The organism is Micromonospora sp. 067-2 (assembly GCF_046549295.1).
Lineage (GTDB): Bacteria > Actinomycetota > Actinomycetes > Mycobacteriales > Micromonosporaceae > Micromonospora.
Genome location: NZ_JAJPWB010000013.1, coordinates 85,197 through 111,782, shown reverse-complemented (window position 1 = coordinate 111,782; position 26,586 = coordinate 85,197). Strand labels below are relative to the sequence as shown.

Here is a 26,586-nt window from a genome sequence, read left to right as displayed (position 1 = left end):
CCCGGCCCGGTAGGGTCGCGGACGATGTACGCTCCTGAGTTCTTTGCGCCCCGCCCGCGCCGCCGCGTCGCCCTCGGCCTCGCCGCGCTGCTGGCCGCCCTGCTCGTCGCCGGCTGTGCCGACTCCGCTGAGGCGCCGGTCTGGCAACCGGGTGCCGGTGGTGGTGGCACCGGCGCGCCGGTGACCACGGCCGGCCCGAAGGCCAGCGCCGGCACCTCGACCTCCGGTGGGGGCGGCGCGATCTCGCTCTCCGCCACCGGCGACATCATCATGGGCAACGCGCCGAGCCGGCTGCCCGCCGCCGGCGGCAAGGGCTTCTTCAGCTCGGTCACCGAGGCGCTCAAGGCCGACCTGGTGATGGGCAACCTGGAGGAGCCGCTGACGGTCGACACCGGCACCGGCAAGTGCGGGGCCAACTCCAGCCGCTGCTACCAGTTCCGGGCACCACCGGAGTACGCCGCACACCTGCGCGACGCCGGTTTCAAGGTGCTCAACCAGGCCAACAACCACGGCTACGACTACGGCCCGAAGGGCTACGAGAACACCCAGAAGGCGCTGGAGAAGTACGACCTGAAGCACACCGGCGCCCCCGACGAGATCACCGTGGTCGACATCAGGGGCGTCAAGGTGGCGGTCGTCGGCTTCTCGTCGTACGTCTGGTCCAACAGCCTGGTCGACATCGGCTCGGCCAAGGAGGTGGTCGCCAAGGCGGCCACCATGGCTGACCTGGTCGTGGTGCAGGTGCACATGGGTGGCGAGGGCGCGGACAAGACCCGGGTGAAGCCCGGCACGGAGATGTTCCTCGGCGAGAACCGCGGCGACCCGGTCAAGTTCTCGCACGCGATGATCGACGCCGGCGCTGACCTGATCGTCGGTCACGGGCCGCACGTGCTCCGGGGGATGGAGTTCTATCAGGGCCGGCTCATCGCCTACAGCATGGGCAACTTCGCCGGCGGCGGCAATTCGTTGCTCAACGACGGGCGGCTCGGCTGGGGCGGGGTGCTCAAGGTGTCGCTGAAGCCGGACGGCGGCTGGGCTGGCGGCTCGTTCACCTCGACGTACATGAACTCCGTGGGCAAGCCGACGATGGACACGGACGACCGGGGCCTGGGCCTGGTCACCGAGCTGAGTCGTGGCGACTTCCCGAAGGGCGGTGCCCGGCTCGACGGGCAGGGCAAGATCTCGCCGCCGACCGCCGGTTGACACGACGAGGACGTCCGGGGGGCGACGTAGGCTGACCGTCGTGACCAGTAGTCCTCCCGGTGTCAGCGAGACCGACCTTGGGCGCAAGCGCCGCGCCCGGAAGATCGGTCGGGTGCTGACCGAGACGCACCCCGACGCGCACTGTGAACTGGACCATTCCACGCCGCTGGAGCTGGCCGTCGCCACCATCCTCTCCGCGCAGTGCACGGACAAGAAGGTCAACGAGGTCACACCGAAGCTCTTCGCCCGCTACCCGAGCGTCGCCGCCTACGCGGCCGCGGACCGGGGTGAGATGGAGGAGTTGATCCGGCCCACCGGCTTCTACCGCAACAAGACCGACTCCCTGCTCAAGCTCGGGCAGGCGCTCCTCGACCGGTACGACGGTCGGGTCCCCGGCCGGCTCGTCGACCTGGTGACGCTGCCCGGGATCGGCCGCAAGACCGCCAACGTCATCCTGGGCAACGCGTTCGACGTTCCGGGCATCACCGTTGACACGCACTTCCAGCGGCTGGTGCACCGGTGGCAGCTGACCACCGAGACCGACCCCGTCAAGATCGAGCACGCGGTCGGCGCGCTGTACGACAGGCGCGACTGGACGATGCTGTCGCACCGGATCATCTTCCACGGGCGCCGGGTCTGCCACGCCCGCAAGCCGGCCTGTGGCGCGTGCACGCTGGCCAAGCTCTGCCCCTCGTACGGCACCGGCCCCACCGACCCGGCCGCCGCGGCCAAGCTGCTGAAGGGGCCTCGGGCACGTGACCTGGCGGCGGCGGCCGGGGTCGACCCGGCGCTCGTGCCCGCCCAGGCGGTCGCCGCGGAGGTGCCGTGAACCGCCGCCTCGCACTGCTGCTCCTGCCGCTGCTGCTGGTCGTCACCGGCTGCACCGGCGGCACGGCCGACGACGACCCGGCTCCCCGTCCAGCCGCAGCCGAACGACCGTCGCCGTTCCGGGACTGCGCCGCGCTGAGCACGGCGCCCACGGCCGCGTCGCCCAACGCTGGCCCGACGGCCCCCGCCACGACGCCCCCCGCCGCGCCCGGCACGACGGCCTCTGCCGCGCCCGGCACGACGTCCCCCGCCACGCCCGGCACGACGTCCTCCGCCGCTGGCGGCCAGGCGCTGCCGAAGCTGACCCTGTCCTGCTTCACCGGCGGCGCTCCCGTCGCCCTGCGGGACGTGGCCGGGCCGGCGGTGATCAACGTGTGGGCTTCCTGGTGCCCGCCGTGCCGCAAGGAGTTGCCCGCTTTCCAACGCCTCAGCGATCGGACCGCCGGTCAGCTCCAGGTGGTCGGGGTCAACAGCCGGGACAGCCGCAGCAGCGCCCAGTCCACCGGTGAGGACCTGGGCATCCGGTTCCCGATCCTGGTCGACCAGGGTGAGACGCTGCAACGCGAGCTGGAGCGCAATTTCTTCCCCATGACCCTCTTCGTCGGCGCCGACGGCCGGATCCGGCACATCGACGCCAGCGGCGCGCTCGACGACGCCCGGCTCGCCGAGCTGGTTCGCCAGCACCTCGGTCTGGCGGTGGCGGCGTGACCCACCGTCCGCCCGAGTGGATCGAGCCGCTGCTGACCCGGCTCGGCACCGCCCGCGCGGAGGACTTCACCCGACTGACGACCCCGGCCGAGGGCGGCCGGGAGAGCGCCGTGCTGGTGCTGCTCGGCGAGCAGCCCGGTGCCGGCCCCGACGTGCTGGTCCTGCAACGCGCCGCCACCCTGCGCACGCACGCCGGCCAGCCGGCCTTTCCCGGCGGTGCGGCCGACCCGGGTGACGCCGACGTCCGCGCCACCGCCCTGCGCGAGGCGAACGAGGAGGTCGGCCTCGACCCGGCCAGCGTGACCGTGCTCGCGGAGCTGCCGAAGCTCTGGATCCCGGTCAGCGACTTCGTCGTGACCCCGGTGCTGGCCTGGTGGCACGACCCGCACCCGGTGCACCCCCGGGAGCCCGCCGAGGTGGCACACGTGGCCCGGCTGCCGGTCAGCGAACTGGTCGACCCGGCCAACCGGCTGCGGGTCCGCCACCCCAGCGGCTGGATCGGGCCGGCCTTCTCGGCGCGCGGCATGCTGGTCTGGGGCTTCACCGCAGGAGTGCTGGCCACCCTGCTCGAGATGGGCGGTTGGGCCCGCCCGTGGTCGCGCGGCAGGGTCGTGGAGCTCCCGCCGACCGGGGCGACACCCGCGCCGTCGGCCGGCACCGACGACGTCGACGAGACCGCCCTGCGCTGACCGCGCGGTCACCTTCAGCGAGCGAAGGTCATCTGCCGGGCGCGTGGCCCGTACGCTTGGGGAGTGTCCGCCGTGGATCTCGTCCTTCTGCTGCTCATGCTCGTGTTCGCGATCAGCGGATACCGCCAGGGCTTCGTCACCGGAATCCTGTCGTTCTCCGGTTTCTTCCTGGGCGCGTTGCTGGGCCTCCAGCTGGGGCCGCTGCTCGCCCGGCAGTTCGTGGACAGCGGCACCCGGGTGCTGATCTCGTTGGTCGTGGTCTTCGGGCTGGCCGTGGTCGGTCAGGCGCTGGCCGGTTGGCTCGGCTCGCACCTCCGCAAGACGATCACCAGTGAGGTGGGCAGGCGGGTCGACGACGTCGGCGGGGCGCTCGTCTCGCTCTTCGCGGTACTGCTGGTCGCCTGGCTGGTCGCCGTGCCGCTCGGCTCGTCGTCGCTGCCCTGGCTGGCCGCGTCGGTGCGCAACAGCGCGCTGATCACAGTGGTGGACCGGGTCCTGCCGGACCAGGCCCAGCAGCTCTCCACCGCGCTGCGGGACACCGTCGACACCAACGGCTTTCCGGATGTCTTCGGTGACCTCGCACCCACCCGGGCTCGGCAGGTCGAGCCGCCCGACCCCGCGCTGGCCGGCTCCCAGGTGGTGGTCAACGGCCAACGGTCGGTGGTCAAGGTGCTCGGCTCGGCGCCCAGCTGCTCGCGCCGGATCGAGGGCTCCGGCTTCGTGTACGCCGACGACCGGGTGATGACCAACGCACACGTGGTCGCCGGCACCCGCTCGGTGGCGGTGGAACTCGGCGGCGAGCGGTATGACGGTCAGGTGGTGGTCTACGACCCGGACCGCGACCTGGCCGTGCTGCACGTGCCCGGGATGCCCGGCCCGTCGCTGCGCTTCGCCGCCGGCAACGCGGGCAGCGGCTCGGACGCCATCGTGCTCGGTTTCCCGCTCGACGGCCCGTACAACGCGCAGTCGGCGCGGGTCCGTGACGTCGACCGGATCAAGGGACCGGACATCTACTCCTCCGGTGACGTCAGCCGCGAGATCTACACCATCCGGGCGCTGGTCCGCAGTGGCAACTCCGGCGGGCCGCTGGTCTCCAGTAACGGCCTGGTGCTCGGGGTCATCTTCGCGGCGGCGGCCGACGACCCGAACACCGGCTTCGCGGTCACCGCGGCCGAGGCGCGCCCGGTGGCGCTGGCCGGCGCCGAACGCACCAGGGGCGTGGGCACCGGCGAGTGCACCTGACCGCCGTCCGGGTCAGCTCCGGGCCGGCACGGGGCGCCTGCTGCCGGCGGGCAGCTTCGTCCGTCCCCACCGCACCCCACGATCGAGCACACTGCGCGCCATGATCACCACGCAGGTGCCGCCGTTGAGGAAGGACGCCAGCACGTCGCTGGGGTGGTGCATCCCGCGGTACATCCGGGTCAGGGCCACGCCCAACGGCACCACCAGCAGGAGCGTCCACCAGGCCACCCTTGCCCCGGTGCTCCGCGTCTGCAGCGCCAGCAGCACCGCGATGCCGACGTAGAGCGCCACCGCGGCCGAGGTGTGCCCGGACGGGAAGCTGGACGTCGGCGGCGAGACGTCCATGTGCTCCACCGCCGGCCGCCGCCGGTCGATCGCCAGCGTGGTCAGCAGGAACACCAGGGCCTGGGCGATCACCGCCGCGCAGAGGAACAGCGGCTCCCGCCAGCGCTTCAACCAGAGCCGCAGCGTCAGCGCCGCCAGCACGGTGACCACGATGATCATCTGTGTGCTGGCCATCGTGCTGAACACCAGCGACACGTTGTTCCAACCGGCCGTCCGGTCTCCGGCGAGTTCCCGGTTCACCGCGTCCTCCACGGTGAACGGCCACGTGCGGGCGAACACCCGAGTGACCAGCACCCCGAGCAGCACCATGACGCCGAGCAGGAGGGAGACCGGCAGCAGCACCCGCCGGACGATCTGGACCACGGTCTCGGTCATGGCCGGCCAGTACCCGGTCGTGGTCGTCGGCACGCCTCAGGCCGCTCCGGGGTGCCGTTCGACCTCCGGCGCGACGCCGTCACGGCTGGGCCGAACGGCCGGTAGGCCGGTGTGCGCCCGCCAACTGGTGAAGGCGGCCGCGGTCGCCGCGACCACCGCCGTACCGAGCAGCCAACCGCCGAGCACATCGCTGGCGAAGTGCACGCCGAGAGCCACCCGGCTCAACCCGGTCGCCACGGTGAGCAGCACCGCGGCTACCCAGAGCACGATCCGCCACGCCCCCCGGTCCGCGTACGGCAGAAACACCAGCAGCAGCACCCCGGCGGCCAGGGTGGCGTTCAGCGCGTGCCCGGAGGGGAACGAGTAGCCGGCCGCCCGGGCGACCGGATCGAGCAGCTCCGGCCGGTCCCGGCCGACGAGCAGCTTCAGCAGCGGACCGATCGAACCGCCCACCACCATCGTGGTGGTCACCCAGAAGGCCAGGCGGCGGGCGCCCCGACGCAGCAGCCAGATCACCACCAGCAGGGCGACGGCCCGCAACGGCATCGGCCCGAACACCTCGGTCCAGATCCGCATCAGCGTGACCCAGGCCGGATGGTCGAGCGCGTGCCCGTGCAGCGTCTCGGTGATCGTCGCGTCCAGCCGGTGCAGCGGTGCCCAGGCACCGAGCACCAGCAGTGTGAGCAGAGCGAACGGCACCAGCACCAGAAACGCCGCCGTGGCGGCCAGGGTCAGCCGCAGGCCCAGCGAGTGGTCCGGGTCGAGGCGCCGCCGCCAGGACGACTGGTCGGCGGGTGCCAGGGTGCGCTGGCCGGGCGTGCTCATGCGAAGGGTTCTACCCCACCCGCGGCGCGGTCAGGCCTGCGGGCGCCGACGCTGATCAGCGGGCGCGCTGGCGGAACCGCCGCACCACCAACGCCGCGCCGGTGATCAGGGCAACGAGGAGCGCGGCCTCGGTGAAGAGCTGCTCCGGGGCCGACTCGTCCTGCCCGCCCGCCGCGCGAGCCGTCCATCGGGTCTGCTGGCGGGGCGCGGTGAGACCGAGCGGGTCGCTGCCGGCGCCGGCCACCGGGTCGTCGTCGGCGGAGCCGGGGGCGGGGCCGAAGCCGACCACGCCCGGAGACCTCTGGTCGTCCAACGGGTTGACGGTCACCGGCGTCACCTGTGCGGTCAGCGCCGCCACCGGGTCCACCATTCCGTACCCGAAGCGATCGTCCCGCCCGGTCGGGCCCAGGTCACGGGCGGTGGCCAGCAACCGGTTGACCACCTCACCGGCGGGCATCGTGGGGTAGCGGGACCGGACCAACGCGGCGGTGGCGGTCACCAGCGGCGCGGCGAAGCTCGTGCCCTGCACCCGCCAGTACCCGGTCGGCGGTTTGGCGCCCACCAGCCCGGTCGCCGGGGCGGCAAGCACCGTCGCCCGCCCGGTGATCGAGCCGGACCAGAGGTTGTCGCTGCTGCGTTCCAGGCCGGCGACCGCGATCACGCCCGGCTCCCGGGCCGGATACCAGACCTTCGAGCTGCTGGAGGTGGCCAGGTTGCCCGTGCAGGCGACCACCACCACGTCGCGGGCGAACGCGTAGTCCAGAGCCGCCGCCAGGGCCGGGCTGTCGCCGCTGCCGCCCAACGACAGGTTGATCACGCGGGCGCCGTGGTCGACCGCCCAGCGCACTCCCCGGGCCACGATCAGCGCGTCGTCGTAGCGGTTCTCGTCGTCGAGGACGCGTACCGGCAGGATCCGGGCGTCCGGGGCCAGGCCGACCACACCCCGCTTGTCGTCCCTGCGCCCGGCGATCAGGCCCGCGACGGTGGTGCCGTGCCCCACCGGATCCGGGCCGGAGCCGCCGTCGGGGTCCACCAGGTCGAGACCGGGCAGCACCTGGCCGGTCAGGTCGGGATGGTTGGCGTCCACCCCGGAGTCGACCACGGCGACGGTCACGCCCCGCCCGGTCGAGGTGCGCCACGCCGTCTCGGCGCGTAGCTCGTCGAGCTGCCACTGTTCGTCGCGGGCCTCATCGCTGCGGGCCACGGTGTCGCCGGGGGCGAACGCGACAGGCACGGCCGCGATCTGTCCGCCTGCGGCGGGCACGGCGACGGGCGCGGCAGCTGCGGCCGGAGCCACGACGGCGAGCGCTGCCGCCACACCGACCACGAACCGGCCGGTCGCCCGTCGGGCCGCCGCCGGACAGCTGTGCCGAACCCCAGTCACATCCTCAGCCATTCATCCCGACAGAACCATGACGATCGGAGATTACCGGTTTCCCCACCCGTCACGGCAGAAACCGCGGAGACAGTCACGGCGGCGGCAGTTGGGCGAGCTGGACGAGGCGTACACCCTCCCGCCGTGTGACCAGCCGACCACGCCCCGGTGGCAGCGGTCCCGGCCGGACCGGGCCGACGAGTGCGCCCTCCTCCGGGCTGCCCGCCATCACGAGCCCAGCGGTGGAGAGCTCCCGCAGGCGCTGCACGATCGGCTCGTACTGGGCCCGGCCCGCCCCGCCCGAGCGGCGGGCCAGCACCAGGTGCAGCCCGACGTCCCGGGCGTGCGGCAGGTGCTCCTCCAGCGCCCGCAACGGGTTTGCCGGCCCGGCCGCAACCAGGTCGTAGTCGTCCACCAGCACGAACAGCTCCGGCCCGGACCACCAGGACCGGTCGCGCAGCTGCTGCGGAGTGACCTCCGGCCCCGGAGCCCTCCGCTCCAGGTAGCCGACGGCCGACTCGACCAGGTCGGCGGTGTGCGCCGCGGCGGTGCCGTAACCGATCAGGTGTGGCGACTCGATGGCGCCGAGCAGGCTGCGTCGGTAGTCGACCAGGATCACCCGGGCCTGTTCCGGGGTGAACCGTGTGATGATCGAGGTGGCCAGCGCCCGCAGGAACGACGACTTGCCGCACTCCGAGTCCCCGAAGACCACGAAGTGCGGCTCGGTCGCGAAGTCGAGGAGCACCGGGCGCAGGTCCGCCTCGGCGATTCCGATCGGCAGCCGCAGCCCGGTCGTCGCGGCGAGATCCAGTTCGGCGTACGGCAGCACCGGCGGCAGCAGCCGGACCCGGGGCGCAACGGAACCTCCCCAGCTGCCGGCGACCCGCTTGACCAGGTCGGCGGTGTCCCCGCTGGCGGTGGCGAGCTGAGGCAGCGCGGTGAGGAAGTGCAGGCCCTCCGCCGTCACCCCTCGACCGGAGCGCTCCGGCACGTTCGCGGCCGCCCGCCGCGCCACCAGCGAGTCGGCCGGGTCGCCGAGGCGCAGCTCCAACCGGGAGCCGAACAGGTCCCGGATCGCCGGACGGAAATCCAGCCAGCGCAGTGCCGTGGCGACCACGTGCAGCCCGTACGACAGGCCACGGGTGGCCAGGTCGGTGACCAGGGGCTCCAGGTCGTCGTACTCGCCGCGCACCGTGCTCCACCCGTCGATGACAAGGAACACGTCGCCGTACTTCTCGGCGCCCGGCTGGCCGGCAGCCCCCACCGCTGCCCGGCGCTGCCGGTACGCGGCCATCGACTCCACCCCCAGTTCGGCGAATCGGCGTTCCCGGTCGGTCAGCAGGGTGGTCATCTCACCGACGGTGCGCCGCACGGCGGTCGGATCGGCGCGGCCGGTCACCCCGCCGACGTGCGGCAGGTCGCGCAGCGCGGCCAACCCGCCGCCGCCGAAGTCGAGGCAGTAGACCTGCACCTCGGCCGGCGTGTGGGTGAGCGCGAGGGCGCAGACCAACGTGCGCAGCGCGGTGGACTTGCCACTCTGCGGTGCACCGACCACCGCCACGTGCCCGGCCGCGCCGTCCAGCGCCAGCCAGAGCAGGTCCCGGCGCTGCTCCAGCGGCCGGTCCACCACCGCCACCGGCACCCCGAGCGCGCCGTGCAGCTCGGGGTTGCCCACGGTGAGCCCGCGCGTCGGGTCGACCTCGACCGGGCCGAGCAGCTCGTCCAGGGCGGGCGGCTGACCGAGCGGCGGAAGCCAGACCTGGTGCGCTGGCGGGCCCTGCCCGACGAGCCGGTCGACCAGCAGGTCGAGCAGGGTCGCCCGGCCACCGTCCTCGTCGGTCACGACGGGCACGGGCGGCGTGGTCGGCTCGACCACCGGCACGAGGTGGGTGGTGAAGGTGAGCAGGCGGGCACCGCCACCGGCGGTCGCCCCGGCCGCCGCAGCCCGTCGGTGGACCGCGCCGGAGACGTACGCGGCCTTGAACCGGGCCAGCGGGTCGGTGCCGGCGCGCAGGTAGCCGTGGCCCGGCGACCGGGGCAGCTCGTGCGCGTCGGGCACCCCGAGCACGGTGCGCGACTCCAGGGCGGAGAAGGTCCGCAGCCCGATCCGGTACGACAGGTGGGTGTCCAGCCCTCGAAGCCGTCCCTCCTCCAGGCGCTGGCTGGCGAGCAGCAGGTGGACGCCCAGTGATCGCCCGAGCCGGCCGATCTGCACGAACAGGTCGATGAAGTCGGGCTTGGCGGAGAGCAGCTCGGAGAACTCGTCGCAGATCAGCAGCAGCGACGGCAGGGGGGCCAGCGGGCTGCCGGCCGCCCGGGCGCGCTCGTAGTCGCGCACGCTGGCGAAGTTGCCGGCCCGCCGCAGCAGCTCCTGCCGGCGGACGAGTTCCCCGTTGATCGCGTCGACCATCCGGTCGACCAGGGGCAGCGCGTCGGCCAGGTTGGTGATCACCGCGGCGGTGTGCGGCAGCCGGTCGAACGAGGCGAAGGTGGCGCCGCCCTTGAAGTCGACCAGCACGAAGTTGAGCTGCTCGGAGCTGTGTGTGGCGGCCAGCCCGAGCACGAGCGTACGCAGCAACTCGGATTTTCCGGAGCCGGTGGCCCCGATGAGCAGGCCGTGTGGGCCCATCCCGTCCTGGGCGGACTCCTTGAGGTCCAGTTCGATGGCCCCGCCGTCGGCGCCCACCCCGATCGGCACCCGCAGCCGGTCCCGCGCCGAGCGCGGCATCCAGCCCTGCTCGGCGGTGAAGCTCTCCGGGTCACCGAGGCCGAGCAGTTCGGGCAGGCCCAGCTCGGCCTGCAGTGGGGCGTCCGGGCCGCGCGCCGCGCCGGCCAGGCGCAGCGGCGCCAGTCGTCGGGCGACCGCCTCTGCGTCGGCGGGGTCGAGCTGGTCGGCGCTGCCCACCTCGGCGTGCCCCTCGACCGACCAGGAGTGCAGCAGCCGGCCGCGCAGCTCCAGGAGCAGCGCGTACCGGTCGAGCAGGCGCGGCGGCGGGGTGTCCAGGTCCAGGACGGTGACCGCGTCGATGCCGCCGTCGCCGGTCAGGTCGGTGGCGCCGGTCAGGTCGCCACCGTCGAGGACCACCACCACGTGCGGGCCGTCGGTTGCCGGTCCCGCCGGACTGAACCGGGATCGGCTGCCCAGCACGTCGCCCAGCAGTCGTTCCAGCTCGGCCGCGGAGCTGGTGACCAGCCGTACCGGGCCGAGCGCGTCGGTGCGGGCCGGGTGGTGGGCGTGCGGAAGCCACTTCACCCACTCCCAGCCGGCCCGCCGTTCCGGGCCGGCGCAGATCGCGACCAGCAGCTCGTCCGGGGCATGGAAGACGGCCAGTTGGGTCAGCACGGCCCGCACCAGGGCCTGGGCCGCCGGGTCGCCGGTGGGTGGCCCGCCGGTGGGTGGCCCGCCGGTGGTCGGGCCGGTGCGGCCGGCGCTGCGCACGTGCACCCGGGCGAAGCTGCGCAGCGACAGCGCCACCGGCAGGTCCGGAACCACGGAGTACGCGTCCAGGAAGCGCCGCAGCGCGCCGGCGGTCATCGGCTCCAGCTCCTCCAGTGGCCGGGTGACCGGGGGAACGAGCGGGGTGGCCAGCGTCTGCGGTCCGACGGCGACCCGCACCACCGCGAAGTCCGGGTCGGCGGGTCGTCGCTCCCACACGCGGTGGCTGTCCACCGTCGACCACAGTCGGCCCGGGTCGGGGTGTCGGTAGTAGAGCCCGGCCCGCTGCTGCCCGGCCGTCTGCCGGACCCGCCGGCGCAGCGTGGCCAGGTGGCGCAGGTACTCCCGGCGGGCGGCCATCATCTCGGACTTCTTCGGCGTGCCCGAGGCGCTGCCCCAGGAGGTCACCAGCATCGCCAACGAGGAGAGGCCGAACATGCCGCCCACCACGTACGAGTAGGCGCCACCGCCGCGGCCGAACATCATCGCCATGGCCACCGTGCCGCCGAGCATGGGCAGCAGCATGAGCACCTGCTGCCACCGCCCGCCGGTCACCACGGGGATCTCCGGCGGTGCCTCGACCGGCAGGTCGCCGGCGGGGATCTCCGGTGCCGACCGGCGGGGCGGACGTTTGATGACGACGGTGGACACTCGGCCTCCTGACAGCGCTGGGTAACCCGAGCCTGGCTCATGGTAGGTAAAGTCCTGTCGTCCGCGCAGCCTCCGATCCCCCTCGATATGGAGATCAGTCGATGACAACCGGACTGGCCCGCGTCACCATCAGCGCGCCGCAACGACGGGTGGACGTCGCTCTGCCGGAGCAGGTGCCCCTCGCCGAGCTGCTGCCCGACGTGCTCCGGCATGCCGGTGAGGGGCTGGCCGACGACGGCGAGCGACACGGCGGTTGGGTGCTGCGGCGTACCGACGGCGCGCTGTTGGCGACCGCCCAGGCGCTCCTGCCACAGGGGGTCCGCGACGGCGAGGTGCTGCACCTGGTGCCGGCCCGCGCCCACTGGCCCGAGCTGGAGTACGACGACGTGGTGGAGGCCATCGCCGACGGAGCCCGTCGCCGGGGCGGGGCCTGGTCGCCCACCGCCACCCGGGCGGCGGGCCTGGCCGGCGCCGGAGTGCCGCTCGCCGTCGGCCTGTTCGCCCTGCTCACCGGCGGCCCTGCGCATCGGGGTGGCTGGCTGGCAGCGGCCGTGGTGGCGCTGCTGCTCACCGTGGCCGGCACGGTCGCGTCCCGAGCCAACGGCGACGGTACGGCCGGGGCGACTCTCGGCGGCTACGCCCTGCCGTACGCGTTCGTCGCCGGCGCCCTCGCGGTCGGCTCGGGCGATCCCGTCGGGCCGTTCGGCCCGGCGCGCTGGGTCGGCGCTCCGGAACTGCTGGCCGGTTCGGTGGCGCTGCTGCTGGTCGCGCTGCTCGGGCTGCTCGGGGTGGCCAGCCGGCTACGGGTCTTCGTGGCCGGCGTCACGGTCGGCCTGGTCGGCGTCGGCGCGGCGCTCGGGGGGCTGCTGCTGACCTCGGCCGGCACCGCGGCGGTGCTGATCAGCGCGCTGGTGTTCGCCGTCGGGGTGATCCCACTGCTGGCCATCCGGTTGGGCAAGTTGCCGTTGCCGCCGATCACCCTGCCGGCCGCCGAGCCCGCCGCGGAGCCGGAGCGGGCCCGGGACCTGCCGGACCGGGGTCGGGTGCACGCGGCGGTGACCCGCACGGAGGAGATGCTCACCGGGATGCTGCTCGGGCACGCGCTGCTGGTGGTGGGCACGGCGACGGTGCTCGGGGTGGCCGGCGGAACAGCTGGCCGCGTGCTGGTGGCGGTGGCCTCGGCGGTGCTGCTGCTGCGATCGCGGCTGTTCGTGGCGCTGCGGCACCGGGTGCCGACCGTGCTCGCCGGGCTGGCCGGTTACGCGATCCTGGGCGCGGTGCTGGTCGGCCGGGCCGACGACACCGGGCGGCTGGCGCTGGTCCTCGGAGGGGCGGCGCTGGCCCTGGTGGCCGTCGCGGCCGGCACCGGGTACGCCCGTCGGCCGGTCTCGCCGTACGTGGGCCGGCTCGCGGATGTCACCGACACGGCACTGGTGGTCGCCGTGGTGCCGGTGGCCTGCGCGGTGCTCGACCTGTACGACCGGGCCCGGGGGCTGCTCGGTTGAGCGGCTCCCGGGCCCGGTGCGTCAGTGATCGTCGTCAGTGGGCAGCTTCGCCGCGTGCCTCGGCGTCCCTGGCCCGCTGGTAGGAGGCGTGGATCTCGGCCTCGGCCTCGGTGCGGCCGACCCAGGTCGCGCCCTCCACCGACTTGCCGGGCTCCAGGTCCTTGTACACCTCGAAGAAGTGCTGGATCTCCAGCCGGTCGAACTCGCCCAGGTGGTGGATGTCACGCAGGTGCTCCTGGCGCGGGTCCTCGTAGGGCACGCAGAGCACCTTGTCGTCGCCACCCTTTTCGTCCGTCATCCGGAACATGCCGATGGTGCGGCAGCGGATGAGGCAGCCGGGGAAGGTCGGCTCGGGCACCAGCACGAGAGCGTCCAGCGGATCGCCGTCCTCGCCCAGCGTGCCCTCGATGAACCCGTAGTCGGCCGGGTACTGGGTGGACGTGAAGAGGGTGCGGTCCAGCCGGATCCGGCCGGTCGCGTGGTCCACCTCGTACTTGTTCCGGTGACCCTTCGGGATCTCAACCGTCACGTCGAAATCCATCTGCACGCTCCCTCGTCTGCCCACGCTGGCTAACGGAAACCACTGGCGGCCTCCCGGGACAGGTGAAGCCCACCCGCCAACTCCGGCCGCCGCATAGTCTTCGGACCGAAGTAGTGTCACCCAAGCCGATTTTGACTGCGGGAGGAGGGGGTCGTGGGGAGGGAAGATTCACACTACCGCCCGGACGGGGGCGACGCGCGCGGTACCGGACGATCCGGCTCCGGCGGCGCCACCGGACGGGTTCCGGTGCCCGACGCCCACGTCCCGCGGTCACCCGAGCCGTCGCCCCCGGCGCCGGAGACGGTGCCCGAACGCCCCCCTCCGCTGCCCTGGCGCCCGCCAGCGGGGCCGTCGCCCGCCGGTGCGAACAGCGGTCGCTACCCGGCTGCCGGCGGTGGTCGGCCCACCGGTGCCCCACTGAGCGGGAGGGCGGTGGTCCCGTCGAGCCCGGCACCGGGCGGCCCGCCGTTCGGCAACGGACCGACCGCTCGGGTCCCGGCCGGCGTCGCACCGCTGGGGCCGCCCATCTCCGCGCTGCCGGCGCCGGCCGGCGCCGAGCCGCCCATCGCGCCGCAGCCCGCGCCCGCCGCGTTCCGTCGTCGGCGGCTTCCGCTGGTGCTGACCCTGGTGCTGCTGCTGGTGCTCGCCGGTGTCGGGGTCTTCGTGACCCGGCCCGGCCCGGTCGCCGGCTGGCTGGGCGACGACGCCGGGCCCACGCCGGCCGCCGCCGGCACCACCCCCGAGCCCGACCCGTCGGACGTGCTGGCCGGCCCGGACCCGAACGCCCCGCTGCCCACCCCCGCCGGGGTACGGGCCGCCCTGGACCCGCTGGTCGGGGCCGCCGCCCTGGGCGGCCGGGTGAACATCTCGGTGGCCGACGTGACCTCCGGCCAGACGCTGTACGGCAAGGGTGCGGACAACGGGACGGTGCCCGCCTCGGTGACGAAGCTGGCCACCGGGGTGACCGTGCTGGCCGCCCGGGGGCCCGGTTACCGGATCCCCACCCGGGCGGTGGCCGGCGCGAAGTCCGGCGAGGTCGTGATCGTCGGTGGCGGCGACGCCACTCTCGCGGTCGACAAGAAGAGTTACTACCCGGGCGCGGCGCGCCTCAGTGACCTGGCCGCCCAGGTGCGCACCGCACTGGGCGGCACCGCTCCCACCAGCGTGATCGTCGACGGCTCGGCCTACTCGGGTCCGCTCTACGGTCCCGGCTGGAAGGACGACACCCCCACCGACGGGTACGGCGGGGCGGTGACCGCCCTGATGACCGACGGCGCGCGTGCGGACCCGGGCGCCGAGCGCGGCGGTGCCGAGCGCGTCGCCGAGCCGGACCTGACAGCCGGCCGGTCGTTCGCGCGGCTGCTCGGCGTACCGGCGGGCGCCGTCAAGCGCGGCGCGGCCCCGGTCGCCGCCGCTGGTGGCGGCACCACGGCGCCCGGCAGCGAGTTGGGCGTCGTGCAGTCCCCGCCGCTGATCAAGCTGGTCGACATCATGATCAACGAGAGCGACAACCTGTTGGCCGAGACGCTGGCCCGCCAGGTCGCGCTGGCCAGCAACCAGCCGGCCTCGTTCGACGGCGCCGCCGCCGCGATGGACGCCGAGGTGGCCAAGCTGGGTCTGCCCGCCGAAGAGATCACCCTCTCCGACGGCAGCGGGCTGTCCTACCGCAACCGGATCAGCCCGTCGCTGCTGACCGACCTGATCCGGCTGGCCGCCAGCCCGGACCATCCGGAGCTGGCCGGCATCTTCGGTGGCCTCCCGGTGGGCGGCTGGTCCGGCACGCTGGACGACCGCTACCGAGGGGCTCCCGGGACCGCCGCGGGAGCGGGTGCCGTACGGGCCAAGACCGGCACGCTGACCGGCGTGCACGCCATCGCCGGTCTGGTGACCACGGCCGACGGCCGGTTGCTGACCTTCGCGGTGCTCACCGATGACGTGCCCGGCGGTACGGACACCGCGCAACCGGCGCTGGACCGGATCGCCGCCGCACTGGCCGGCTGCGGCTGTCGCTGACCGCCGCCGTCCGCGCAGCGCTCGCGATCGGCCACGGGGTCCGGGTCGTCGTCGGTCGGCGACGCGAGCCCGGGTCGGGGTGTCGCGGCGCGGGTACGGTGGGTCCATGGCGCAGTTCGTGGACTGGGATCTGGCCGCCGCCACCGCGGGGGCGTTGAGCAAGTCGGGCCCTCGGGTGTCGTACACCGAGGCCACCGACGTGGTCGGCGACCTGCGTCGGCTCACCGACGAGGCGGCCGGGCACGTGGCCGACTACACGGGGCTGCGGGCGCAGGTGTCGCACCCGCCGGTCCGGGTGGTCGACCGCCGAGACTGGGCCGCCACCAACATCGCCGGGCTGCGCGAGGTGATCACCCCGCTGGTCAGCCGGCTCTCCGGCGACAAGCCACCGGGCGCACTGACCGAGGCGATCGGGTCCCGGCTGACCGGTGTGCAGGCCGGCACCGTGCTGGCGTACCTCTCCGGCCGGGTGCTCGGCCAGTACGAGGTCTTCTCCGCCGACCCGGGACAGTTGCTGCTTGTCGCTCCGAACATCGTCGAGGTGGAGCGGAAGCTCGGCGCCGACCCGCGCGACTTCCGGCTCTGGGTCTGCCTGCACGAGGTGACCCACCGGACCCAGTTCACCGCGGTGCCGTGGATGCGGGGCTACTTCCTGGGCGAGGTGCAGGCATTCGTGGACGCCTCGTCCAGCGGCGGCGAGCACCTGGTCGAGCGGTTGCGGCGGGGGGTGGCCACCCTGTCCGACGCGGTCCGTGACCCGGAGAGCCGGACGAGCGTGCTGGACATCGTGCAGACTCCGGCGCAGCGGGCGGTCCTGGACCGGCTCACCGCGTTGATGACCCTGCTGGAGGGGCACGCCGAGTTCGTCATGGACGGCGTCGGCCCGCGGGTGATTCCGAGCGTCGAGCGGATCCGGGCGTCGTTCAACCGCCGCCGTGAGGCGGGCAACCCGCTGGAGAGGGCGATCCGCCGGCTGCTCGGTGTGGACGTCAAGATGCGCCAGTACGCCGAGGGGCGCACGTTCGTGCACGGCGTGGTCGAGCGCGTCGGCATGCCCGGGCTCAACGCGATCTTCAACTCTCCACTCACCCTGCCCCGGCTGTCGGAGCTCGGCGACCCGGACGCCTGGGTGGCCCGCGTGCACGGTCCGGCCGGCACCGTTCCGGCTGCCGGCTGACCGTCCGCGGTGGCCGCGCTCGCCCCGCCGGTGGCCGCGATCCGGGTGGCGGTCCGCCGCGCGCTGGCCGGCCTGCCGTCCGGCGGCCCGGTACTGGTCGCCTGTTCCGGTGGTGCCGACTCACTCGCCCTGGCGGCGGCCACCGCGTTCGTGGCGCCCCGGCTGGGCCGGACGCCCGGCCTGGTAACCGTCGACCATGGCCTGCAGACCGGCTCCGCGCAGCGCGCGGAGGCGGTGGCCGGCTGGGCTCGGGACGCCGGGTTCACGCCGGTGGTGGTGTCCCGGGTGGAGGTGTCCGGGCGGGCCGGTGGGCCCGAGGCAGCCGCGCGGGAGGCCCGCTACCAGGCGGTGACCGAGGTCGCCCGGCAGCACGGCGCCGTCGCGGTTCTGACCGGGCACACCCGTGACGACCAGGCCGAAACCGTGCTGCTCGCGCTCGCCCGAGGGTCGGGCCCCCGTGGGCTCGCCGGGATGCCCGTCGGCCGGACGGTGGCCGGGGTGACGCTGCTGCGCCCGCTGCTGACGGTCGACCGGGACCAGACCCGCGCCGCCTGCGCCGTGCTCGGGCTGAGCGCCTGGGAGGACCCGCACAACACCGACCCGTCGTACGCCCGGTCCCGCGTACGGGCCGACGTGCTGCCGGCGCTGGTGGGGGCGCTCGGGCCGGGGGTGCTGGACAACCTGGCGCGTACCGCCCGGTTGGTGGCGGCCGACAACGCCGTCCTGGACGGGTTGGCGGAGACGGCTCTGGCGGCGGCCCGGCATCCCGGTGGCGGGCTGTCGGTGCCGGAACTGTTCGGCCTGGCCCCCGCGGTACGCGGCCGGGTGCTGCACTCCTGGGCGCGTGAGCTGGGCGCCCGTCCGGGAGCCCTGTCGTTCGGGCACGTCGCCGCGCTGGACGCGCTGGTCACCGGGTGGCACGGTCAGGGCCCGGTCGATCTGCCCGGTGGTGTTCGGGTGCTCCGCCGCGACGACCGGCTCGCCCCCGTTCCCTCGGGCTGAGGGGTGGCGCGGCGCGCCGGCTGTCTCAGCCGCTGTGCGCCCGGTCCCGGAAGGTGGTCCGGTAGCCGTGCGGAGTGGCGCCGACCCGGCGACTGAAGTGGTGGCGCAGCGCCGCCGCGTCGCCGAAGCCGGCCTGGTCGGCGACGGCCTCCACACTGAGCGGCGTCTCCTCCAGCAGCCGTCGGGCGAGCAGCACCCGCTGGTTGGTGAGCCAGTCGTGCGGGGTGGTGCCGGTCTCGGCGCGGAACCGGCGGGCGAACGTCCGTGGGGCCATGCCGGCCCGCGCCGCCAACTCCTCCACCGTGACGGTCCGGTCCAGGTGCCCCATCAGCCACTCCAGCACCGGCTCCAGGGTGGGTGCCTCCGGCGCCCTGGGGATGGGTGCCTCGACGTACTGCGACTGGCCGCCGTCGCGGTGCGGTGGGACCACCATCCGCCGGGCCAGCCGGGTCGCGGTGGCCGAGCCGTGCTCCTGACGGACCAGGTGCAGGCAGGCGTCGATGCCGGCCGCGGTGCCGGCGCTGGTGAGCAGGCGGCCATCCTGGACGTATAGCGAGTTGCAGCGCACCCGGGCCTGCGGATAGCGGCTCTGCAACTCGTCCACGTGCCGCCAGTGGGTGGTGCACTCCCGGCCGTCGAGCAGCCCGGCCGCGCCGAGCACGAAGGCGCCGGAGCAGACGCTGAACAGGTGCGCGCCGCGCGCGTCGGCCCGGCGCAGCGCGTCGAGCACCGGGCCCGGGACGGCGTCGGCCTGGGCGTGCGCGGGTATGGCCACCAGATCGGCGTCCTCCACCGGGCCGAGGTCGGCGTGCGGCGTGAGGTGGAAGCCGGACGAGGTGCGCACGGACGCGCCGTCCGGGCTGCACACGTGGAAGCGGTAACCGGGGAAGCCGTCGGCCGTCCGGTCGGTGCCGAACACCTCGGCGAGCACCCCGAGCTCGAAGGCGGCGACCTGGTCGAGGGCGAGAACGGCGACGGATCGAAGCATGTGACGAGGGTAACCCGACAGGTGGCAGTAAATCGATGCTCACTGGCATCACTGCCACTGTCCGGTCGGCGCGAGTCGTCGCAGACTGGTCTCAGTCCGGTGCGCACCGGCGGCGAAACCGACAGCAATCATGCGAAAGCGAGCGCCGCCATGGAGTTCCTGCTCTTCCTCGTGTTCCTCGTCCTGCTCGTCGCCGCCTCGGCGGCCGGTCTCACCACCGACAGTCACGATTCGGCCGACTGGAAGCCAAGCGACGACGGCCGCCGCTGGCGGTCGCGTACCTGCTGATGTGTTTGGTGGTTTTTGCGGTGAAAATCCCGGGCGGGACCGCGCCAAAAGGTGCGGCCCCGCCGACGGAGGCCATCAGACGTACGGCAGGCTAGGAGTCATGGCTGACGGCTCCTGGTACGACGCCGACATCGACCACGTGATCATCTCCGAGGCGCAGATCCGCGAGAAGACGGCGGAGCTGGCCAAGCAGGTCTCCGCCGACTACGCCCACGTGGGTGACGGACTGCTGCTGGTCTGCGTGCTCAAGGGTGCGGTGATGTTCATGGCGGACTTCGCCCGGGCGCTGGGCCGCAACGGCCCCCCGGCCGAACTCGACTTCATGGCCATCTCCTCGTACGGCCAGGGCACCACCTCCTCCGGTGTGGTGCGCATCCTCAAGGACCTGGACCGGGACATCGCCGGCCGGCACGTGGTGGTCGTCGAGGACATCGTCGACTCCGGGCTGACACTCTCCTGGCTGCTGCGCTACCTGGAGTCCCGCTCGGCGGCGAGCGTCGAGGTGGTCGCGCTGTTCCGCAAGCCGGACGCGGTCAAGGTGCCCGTCGCGGTGAAGTACGTCGGCTTCGACATCCCGACCGAGTTCGTGGTCGGGTACGGCCTGGACTTCGGTGAGCGATACCGCGAGCTGCCGTACGTCGGGGTGCTCAAGCCCGAGGTGTACGCGCGCAGCTGATCAGGACCGGCCCACGCCGGGTTCGAGCGGTGGCGATGTGAGGTCAACTCGCGTTGGTACCCGTCAAGCCGACGTTCAGCGCGCTCTCAGCTGTTGCGGCTACCGTGGAGCCCGGTGGCGTGGAGATTCCTCCGCGCTCGACCCCTCGACCGCTTGACCGGGCGTTCGGGTGGCCGAGCCGGACTTCCCGCCACGCCGGCTTCTACCCGGACCCGCCGTACGTTCAACGGTTCTTTCGACGGGTGTACGACTGCGGGGATCGCAAGCTCACTCCTCGCGTACACGGTTTTTTGACGGGTGTACGACTGCGGGGCTCGCAAGCTCACTCCTCGCGTACACGGTGTACCGTCGAATGACCGCGGCGCGGCAGTTTCCGCGCTTCGGGGTCGAGGCCGGCCCGCACGGCGGCTCCGGCCGTCGCTCATCGCGGCGACCCCATCAGACGGTCAGGACGTCGATCAGGAGGATGCGGGCGCTCTGGCGCTCGACAACAGTATGGAACGTACGCGTTTCTTCCGCCGACCGGTGGTCTGGATCATCCTGGTCATCCTCGGCGCCGTTGTGCTCAGTCAGCTGTTCACCGCTGGTCCCAGCTACCACCGCGTGGACACTTCCGTTGCGCTCGACCAGCTGCACACCGCCAAGATCAATAAAGTCGTCTTCCAGGACAAGGAGCAGACGCTCCAGCTCGACCTGGCCCAGAAGACGAAGTTCGGCAAGACCACCACCAACAAGATCGAGGCCCAGTTCCCGTACCAGGTGGGCGACGAGGTCTGGAACGAGGTGCTGGACGCCAAGGCTGCCAACCGGGTCACCGGCCCGGCCGACGCCAAGGTCTCGTCGGACAGCATCTGGGTGAGTCTGCTGGTCAACCTGCTGCCGATCGCGCTGCTCGTGCTCCTGCTGCTGTTCTTCATGTCGCAGATGCAGGGCGGCGGCTCCCGGGTGCTCAACTTCGGCAAGTCCAAGGCGAAGATGATCACCAAGGACACTCCGAAGACGACCTTCGCGGACGTCGCGGGTGCCGAGGAGGCCGTCGAAGAGCTGTACGAGATCAAGGACTTCCTGCAGAACCCTGCGAAGTATCAAGCCCTGGGCGCCAAGATCCCGAAGGGCGTGCTGCTGTTCGGCCCGCCCGGCACCGGCAAGACGCTGCTGGCCCGCGCGGTCGCCGGCGAGGCCGGGGTGCCCTTCTACTCCATCTCCGGCTCCGACTTCGTGGAGATGTTCGTCGGCGTCGGCGCCAGCCGGGTCCGTGACCTGTTCGAGCAGGCCAAGACCAACGCCCCGGCGATCGTCTTCGTCGACGAGATCGACGCCGTCGGCCGGCACCGTGGTGCCGGCATGGGTGGCGGCCACGACGAGCGGGAGCAGACGCTCAACCAGCTGCTCGTCGAGATGGACGGCTTCGACACCAAGGGCGGGGTCATCCTGATCGCGGCCACCAACCGGCCGGACATCCTCGACCCGGCGCTGCTGCGCCCGGGCCGGTTCGACCGGCAGATCCCGGTGGACGCCCCCGACATGGAGGGCCGCAAGGCCATCCTGCGGGTGCACGCCAAGGGCAAGCCGTTCGCGCCCGACGTCGACCTCGACGCGGTGGCCCGTCGTACGCCGGGCTTCAGCGGCGCCGACCTGGCCAACGTGATCAACGAGTCGGCCCTGCTCACCGCTCGCAAGGAGCAGCGGGCGATCAGCAACGACTCGCTGGAAGAGTCGATCGACCGGGTGGTCGCCGGCCCGCAGCGGCGGACCCGGGTGATGAGCAACCAGGAGAAGAAGATCACCGCGTACCACGAGGGTGGGCACGCGCTGGTCGCCTGGGCGCTGCCGCACGCCGCGCCGGTGCACAAGGTGACGATCCTGTCCCGTGGCCGCTCGCTGGGCCACACCCTGGTGCTCCCCACCGAGGACAAGTACACCCAGACCCGCGCCGAGATGATCGACACCCTGGCGTACGCGCTGGGTGGTCGGGCCGCCGAGGAGCTGGTCTTCCACGAGCCGACCACGGGCGCCGGCAACGACATCGAGAAGGCCACCCAACTGGCCCGCGCGATGATCACGCAGTACGGCATGAGCTCCAAGCTCGGCGCCATCAAGTACGGCACCAGCGGGGACGAGCCGTTCCTCGGCCGCAACATGGGCCACGAGCGGGACTACTCGGACTCGGTGGCCGCCGAGATCGACGGCGAGATGCGGGCACTGGTCGAGCTGGCGCACGACGAGGCCTGGGAGATCCTGGTCGAGTACCGGGACGTCCTGGACAGCATCGTGCTCGAGCTGATGGAGAAGGAGACCCTCTCCACCGCCGACATGGCCCGGATCTGTGCCCGGGTGGTCAAGCGCCCGCCGCTGGCGCCGTACAACGGCTTCGGCAAGCGCCAGCCCTCCACCGAGCCGCCCGTGCTCACCCCTTCGGAGAAGGACAAGCTCAAGGCGCAGGCCCAGGCCGACGGCGCCCAGGCGGCGGTCGGCGGCGGTTCCACCGGGTCGAACAACTCGGACGGTACGCACTGAGCAGCGACTCGACGGCCAGCTCCCCGCAACGGGAGCTGGCCGTCTCCGCAACCGAGCCCGACGGTGACGACGGGTTGGACTACGTGGCCGCCCGGCTGATCAGCGGCAGGTTGACCGGCAGGCCGGTCGAGGACGCTGTCGACCTCGCCCGGATCGAGAGGGCTGTCCGGGAGATCCTCATCGCGGTCGGCGAGGACCCGGACCGTGACGGCCTCCAGCAGACCCCGGCCCGGGTCGCCCGGGCGTACGCCGAGCTCTTCGCCGGCCTGCGGGTCGACCCGGCCCAGGTGCTCAGCACCACCTTCGAGGCCAACCACGAAGAGCTGGTGATCGTCCGGGACATCGACGTGATGAGCCTCTGTGAGCATCACCTGCTGCCGTTCCGCGGCAGCGCGCACATCGGTTACATCCCCGGGCCGGACGGGCGGATCACCGGCCTGTCCAAGCTGGCCCGGCTGGTCGAGGTCTTCGCCCGCCGGCCGCAGGTGCAGGAACGGCTCACCTCCCAGGTCGCCGACCTGCTGATGAGCAAGCTCTCACCGCGCGGCGTCGTGGTCGTGCTGGAGTGCGAGCACATGTGCATGGCGATGCGGGGCATCCAGAAGTCGGGTGCCAGGACGATCACGTCAGCCGTGCGCGGCACCCTGCAGAACGACGCCAAGTCGCGGGCCGAGGCGATGGCGCTCATCATTCCCCGCTGACGACCCCGAACGCGCGAACGGTCGGCCGACCCCTTCCGGGACGGCCGACCGTTCTCGTCATCGTCGCGGCCCTTACTCGTATCTCCCCGGCCGCCGGGGCCCTCGGCGTGGCGGGTCAGTCAGCCAGCAGTGCCAGCAGAAGGCCGGCCGTGACAAGCACCGCCGGGACCAGGCAGACCAGCGCACCAAAGCGCACCGTGCGGTCCAACCGTTCGCCGGGACCGGCCCGGAACACCCGCCCGATGCCCACCCAACCGGCGACGAAGGCGGCCGCCGGCATCGGCAGCCCGCAGATCAACGCCGCCACACTCAGCGCGTCCGCGCCGGTCGCCGCGTACACCACGACCTGGATCAGCGGCACCAGCAGCGCCAACGGCCCGTACACCAGCAGATTGCGGGTCCGTGCGGGCCAGGACGCCGGCCGGAGCCGACCACGTGCCGCCAGCGCCGCGTCCGCCGCCTCGGCGCGGCCCCGCGCGCCGCGCAGCGCCGCCAGCACGGCCGCCGGACCACCCGCCATCGACCGGGCCGCCTCGGTCAGCTCCGGCGGCGACGGCACCAGCGAGATCGCCGGTACGCCCAGCTCACGCAGCCGCTCCTGCTGACTCGCCAGCCCGGTGCGAACAACCGTCAGCTCCTCCCGGGCGGCCTCCGCCGAGCGGGCCTGCTCGCCGGCGGCGGCCGAAGCGCCGCGGCGTACCCCGTCCAGCTGGCGGGCGGCGGCGAGATACTCCGACCAGGCCGTGGTGGCCTCCGGGCCGGCCGGCGCGACGTCCCCGCCCGGCTCGGCGGCCCGCTGCCGCCCCGGCCCGGTCACCGTCGCGTTCGGACCCACGCCGACACCTCCCGCAGCACGCACCACCGGATCACCCGACCCCGTCGGCGAACGGCACCAGGACCGTCCCCCGCTCATCGGGGCCATCCCAGAGCACCGCGCGATCGGGCCGGGACCGCCATTCCACCGGCCGGCCGAAGACCGCGCTGAGCTGGGCCGCCGGCACGTCCAGCGCGGCCACGGCGGCAAGCTTGCCCACCTCGCCGTCCGGCTCCAGCAGCGCGGCGAACGGCGGCACCGCCCGCCACCAGCCCAGCAGGTGCCGACCCGCCGGCGGTCCGTCCCGCAGCAGTGCGCGCAGGCGGTCCACCGGCAGCTCCCGAGGCCCCGGCCGGTCCAATCCGAAAACCACCAGGTACGTGGGCAGCTCCGCACCCGGATCTGCGAGCAGCGTCGGCAGGTCAACCATGGTGGTGGCCGGATGGCGGGCGGCCAGCTCCGTCGTCAACTCCTCCGCCAGCACCCTGGCACCCGGATCCGGTGCCGCCACCAGGAACCGGGCCGTGCCCGGCTCGTGGTGGCCGGCCGTGCTCCGGGCCGCCGTCGCCAACAGGCCGCCCGCCGCCGGGCCCGACCCCAGCACCGCGAGGTTGCGACCGGCAGCCGGACCCAGCGCAACGGTGACCGTCGAACGGGCCACGTCCACCGCCCTGCCGAGCAGAGCCGCAGGCCCGTGCGCCTGCCCGGCCAACGCCGTCCGGTGCCGCGGGTCGTTGCCCAGCAGCGGCCGGGCATAGCCGGCGAAGACCACCGGAGGCACCGACCCGGCCGGCCGGGCCGTCCACAGTTCCTGCCGCAGCCGCTCCACCACCTCCGGGTGGTCCTGCGGGTCAGGGTGACGAATCAGCCGTTCGTGACCACGGGTCGCACCCCGAGGGCCACCGAGCCCGCCAGCGGTGTTCACCACCGCGCTGCCCACCGGCAGACCCGCCGCCGAGTCGTTCGTCGGCTCCAGCACCGGACCGCCGCCCGGCAACGCCACCCGCACCGGGAACTGCCCCAACACCGAATCCCGGTGCCCGGCGTCCGCGCGGGCACTCAGCCCCAACTCGCCCGCGCCAGCCAGCACCAGGTGTACGCCGTACGCCCGGCCGGTGCGCGCCAAGGCGTCCAGCTGCGCGGCCACCTCGGCGGCCAGCCGGTCCCGTTCGGCGAAGAGCAGCGGCACATTGTCCACCACACACACGATCCTGGGCAGCGGACGGTGCTGCCGAAGCTCCGCGAACCGCTGCCCGCCGGCGCGTCCACCGGCATCCGCGCGGCGCTGCACCTCGGCCGTCAACTGGTCGAGCAGGTCACGAACGTACTCCCGGTCCGCGGCCATCGCCGCCGCCCGCACCTGCGGAACCCACGACCGGTCCCGCTCGGTCTGCAGGAACTCCACGAAGGACTCGCCATCGCCCAGATCCACCAGGTAGAACGCCAGATCGTCGGGGCCGTAGCGGGCAGCCAGCCCGAGCAGAGCGGTGGTCAGGAACGCCGCGCGCCCCGCACCCGACCGGCCACTCACGAGCCAGTGCGGAGTCAGCTCGGTGAAGCCGAGCGACACCTGCCGGCCTCCGGCGTCACCGACCGTCGTGCTCAACCCGTCCACCGGATCCGAAGCCCAGAGCTGATCACCCGTCGGCGGCAGCAGATCCGCCAGGGCCAACCGGGAGCCGGCCTCCACCTGCGCGGCGAGCCGCCGACACACCGCGTCCACCAGTTCGGCCGGTGGATCCGCCTCGACGAAGACCGGTGAGTTCAGCCCGCCCGGCGCATCAGCGCCAGGGCTGGAGAAGGACGCACCGGATGGGTCACCGAGCAGCGCGTACGCGTTGCGCAGCGCCAACGGCGTGGCGTGCGGCAGCGGCGCCCGGGCGGCGTACGGGCCGGCGGTAGGCCAGCCGGCCACCACCAGGTGCAGCCCGGCGGCCGGCCCCTGCTCGGCGAGCGCCTCGAGCCGGGCAAGGTCGGTGGGGCCGGTCCGCTCCGGCAGCGCGGCGACCACCAGCAGCAACGTCCGGTCATGCCGCCGTGGCCCGCTCGCCCCCGGGGTGACCCACTGCTCCGCCTCGGTCAGCACCGCGCGCAGACCCGCCACGTCCACCGCCGGCGGTGGCAACAGGCCGGCATCGGCCAGCGCCCCGAACGCAACGAGCACGACACCGGTGGCGTCCACCGCGCGGACCAGCAGCGCACCCGCCGGCGCGGCGCCCAGTGACCGCAGCAGCACAGCCCGCAGCAGCCCCGCCACCCGCGGCTCCCGGGCGTCCGAGTCGATGCACAGATGCCCGGCGCCGACAAACGGCACCAGCGCGGGAAAGCGGGCGTCGTCCAGCGGCGCCGCGGTGCCGACCCGGACGAAGCCAGGAGGGCCGTCGCCCGCCGGAGAATCCACGGTCAGCGAGTCGATAGCAGCGCCCGACCAGCCAGGAGCCAACCGCGCCGCAGCGGCCCGCAGCCGGTCCGCCACCTCGTACTGGCGGCGCTGATCGGCCGGGGCGGGTCGTGTCTCGTCAAGGATGCCGGCGGCGGCGGTCGCGACAGCCGCCGCCCGTCGGTGCAGAGCTGCGGCGCGGTTCGTGCGTGCCTTCGATCCGGCCACCGCGTCCACCCCCTCCGCCCGAGGCTGGCAACCCCTCCCCGATCAGAGACGGTATCCCAGCCAGGGCCGCACCTCCGGG

The 26,586-nt window shown here is 73.4% G+C and carries 21 protein-coding genes; 13 read left to right on the top strand and 8 right to left on the bottom strand.

What is annotated here, in order from left to right:
* Positions 1-24: 24 nt before the first annotated feature.
* From ACLJN9_RS28310 to ACLJN9_RS28290, 5 genes are all read left to right on the top strand, one after another.
* Positions 25-1,203 (top strand): CapA family protein, encoded by a 1,179-nt coding sequence (locus ACLJN9_RS28310; protein WP_410814679.1) that lies wholly within the window; start codon positions 25-27, stop codon positions 1,201-1,203.
* A 40-nt stretch (positions 1,204-1,243) separates the two neighbouring features.
* On the top strand, positions 1,244-2,032 hold the full coding sequence (gene nth / locus ACLJN9_RS28305) for an endonuclease III (RefSeq protein ID WP_410814678.1): 789 nt from the start codon (positions 1,244-1,246) through the stop codon (positions 2,030-2,032).
* Entirely contained in the window at positions 2,029-2,739 is a 711-nt protein-coding gene (locus ACLJN9_RS28300; protein ID WP_410814676.1) for a TlpA family protein disulfide reductase, read from the top strand. Before nth ends, ACLJN9_RS28300 begins: the two co-directional genes overlap by 4 nt.
* The gene (locus tag ACLJN9_RS28295; protein ID WP_410814675.1) at positions 2,736-3,428 is read left to right on the top strand and encodes an NUDIX hydrolase; all 693 of its coding nucleotides are present in this window, start codon (positions 2,736-2,738) and stop codon (positions 3,426-3,428) included. Before ACLJN9_RS28300 ends, ACLJN9_RS28295 begins: the two co-directional genes overlap by 4 nt.
* A gap of 63 nt (positions 3,429-3,491) precedes the next feature.
* A complete protein-coding gene (locus ACLJN9_RS28290; protein WP_410814674.1) occupies positions 3,492-4,670 on the top strand; it encodes a MarP family serine protease in 1,179 nt (392 codons plus the stop codon).
* A 12-nt stretch (positions 4,671-4,682) separates the two neighbouring features.
* On the opposite strand, the gene ACLJN9_RS28285 is transcribed toward ACLJN9_RS28290, so the two are convergent.
* The 4 genes from ACLJN9_RS28285 to eccCa form a co-directional block, all read right to left on the bottom strand.
* The gene (locus tag ACLJN9_RS28285) at positions 4,683-5,390 is read right to left on the bottom strand and encodes a phosphatase PAP2 family protein (RefSeq protein ID WP_410814672.1); all 708 of its coding nucleotides are present in this window, start codon (positions 5,388-5,390) and stop codon (positions 4,683-4,685) included.
* 36 nt (positions 5,391-5,426) lie between these two features.
* Positions 5,427-6,215, bottom strand: a complete 789-nt coding sequence (locus tag ACLJN9_RS28280) for a phosphatase PAP2 family protein (RefSeq protein WP_410814671.1) — start codon at positions 6,213-6,215, stop codon at positions 5,427-5,429.
* A gap of 55 nt (positions 6,216-6,270) precedes the next feature.
* Positions 6,271-7,611, bottom strand: coding sequence for a type VII secretion-associated serine protease mycosin (gene mycP / locus ACLJN9_RS28275; protein WP_410814670.1), 1,341 nt, complete (start codon positions 7,609-7,611; stop codon positions 6,271-6,273).
* A 73-nt stretch (positions 7,612-7,684) separates the two neighbouring features.
* Entirely contained in the window at positions 7,685-11,677 is a 3,993-nt protein-coding gene (gene eccCa / locus ACLJN9_RS28270; RefSeq protein WP_410814668.1) for a type VII secretion protein EccCa, read from the bottom strand.
* Between the two features lie 101 nt (positions 11,678-11,778).
* Between eccCa and eccD the strand changes: the two genes are divergently transcribed.
* Positions 11,779-13,182, top strand: coding sequence for a type VII secretion integral membrane protein EccD (gene eccD / locus ACLJN9_RS28265; RefSeq protein WP_410814667.1), 1,404 nt, complete (start codon positions 11,779-11,781; stop codon positions 13,180-13,182).
* A 34-nt stretch (positions 13,183-13,216) separates the two neighbouring features.
* On the opposite strand, the gene ACLJN9_RS28260 is transcribed toward eccD, so the two are convergent.
* Positions 13,217-13,723, bottom strand: coding sequence for an inorganic diphosphatase (locus ACLJN9_RS28260; RefSeq protein WP_328421261.1), 507 nt, complete (start codon positions 13,721-13,723; stop codon positions 13,217-13,219).
* A gap of 564 nt (positions 13,724-14,287) precedes the next feature.
* Between ACLJN9_RS28260 and dacB the strand changes: the two genes are divergently transcribed.
* The 3 genes from dacB to tilS all read left to right on the top strand — a co-directional run bounded on the left by dacB (position 14,288) and on the right by tilS (position 17,915).
* Positions 14,288-15,736, top strand: a complete 1,449-nt coding sequence (gene dacB, locus ACLJN9_RS28255; protein WP_410814785.1) for a D-alanyl-D-alanine carboxypeptidase/D-alanyl-D-alanine-endopeptidase — start codon at positions 14,288-14,290, stop codon at positions 15,734-15,736.
* A gap of 106 nt (positions 15,737-15,842) precedes the next feature.
* Positions 15,843-16,913: a zinc-dependent metalloprotease gene (locus tag ACLJN9_RS28250; RefSeq protein ID WP_410814665.1), complete on the top strand. Its 1,071-nt coding sequence runs from the start codon at positions 15,843-15,845 to the stop codon at positions 16,911-16,913.
* A 9-nt stretch (positions 16,914-16,922) separates the two neighbouring features.
* Positions 16,923-17,915, top strand: a complete 993-nt coding sequence (tilS, locus tag ACLJN9_RS28245) for a tRNA lysidine(34) synthetase TilS (protein ID WP_410814663.1) — start codon at positions 16,923-16,925, stop codon at positions 17,913-17,915.
* 25 nt (positions 17,916-17,940) lie between these two features.
* On the opposite strand, the gene ACLJN9_RS28240 is transcribed toward tilS, so the two are convergent.
* Positions 17,941-18,903 (bottom strand): GlxA family transcriptional regulator, encoded by a 963-nt coding sequence (locus ACLJN9_RS28240; RefSeq protein ID WP_410814662.1) that lies wholly within the window; start codon positions 18,901-18,903, stop codon positions 17,941-17,943.
* Positions 18,904-19,002: 99 nt separating this feature from the next.
* Between ACLJN9_RS28240 and ACLJN9_RS28235 the strand changes: the two genes are divergently transcribed.
* From ACLJN9_RS28235 to folE, 4 genes are all read left to right on the top strand, one after another.
* Entirely contained in the window at positions 19,003-19,191 is a 189-nt protein-coding gene (locus tag ACLJN9_RS28235) for a hypothetical protein (RefSeq protein WP_410814793.1), read from the top strand.
* 100 nt (positions 19,192-19,291) lie between these two features.
* Positions 19,292-19,867, top strand: coding sequence for a hypoxanthine phosphoribosyltransferase (gene hpt / locus ACLJN9_RS28230; protein WP_184179352.1), 576 nt, complete (start codon positions 19,292-19,294; stop codon positions 19,865-19,867).
* Positions 19,868-20,362: 495 nt separating this feature from the next.
* Complete coding sequence (gene ftsH, locus ACLJN9_RS28225) at positions 20,363-22,384, top strand: ATP-dependent zinc metalloprotease FtsH (RefSeq protein WP_410814661.1); 2,022 nt, start codon at positions 20,363-20,365, stop codon at positions 22,382-22,384.
* 35 nt (positions 22,385-22,419) lie between these two features.
* Positions 22,420-23,085: a GTP cyclohydrolase I FolE gene (folE, locus tag ACLJN9_RS28220; protein ID WP_410814784.1), complete on the top strand. Its 666-nt coding sequence runs from the start codon at positions 22,420-22,422 to the stop codon at positions 23,083-23,085.
* Between the two features lie 115 nt (positions 23,086-23,200).
* On the opposite strand, the gene ACLJN9_RS28215 is transcribed toward folE, so the two are convergent.
* Positions 23,201-23,920: a hypothetical protein gene (locus tag ACLJN9_RS28215; protein ID WP_410814660.1), complete on the bottom strand. Its 720-nt coding sequence runs from the start codon at positions 23,918-23,920 to the stop codon at positions 23,201-23,203.
* 31 nt (positions 23,921-23,951) lie between these two features.
* Positions 23,952-26,516, bottom strand: a complete 2,565-nt coding sequence (locus ACLJN9_RS28210) for an FtsK/SpoIIIE domain-containing protein (RefSeq protein WP_410814659.1) — start codon at positions 26,514-26,516, stop codon at positions 23,952-23,954.
* Positions 26,517-26,586 lie beyond the last annotated feature (70 nt).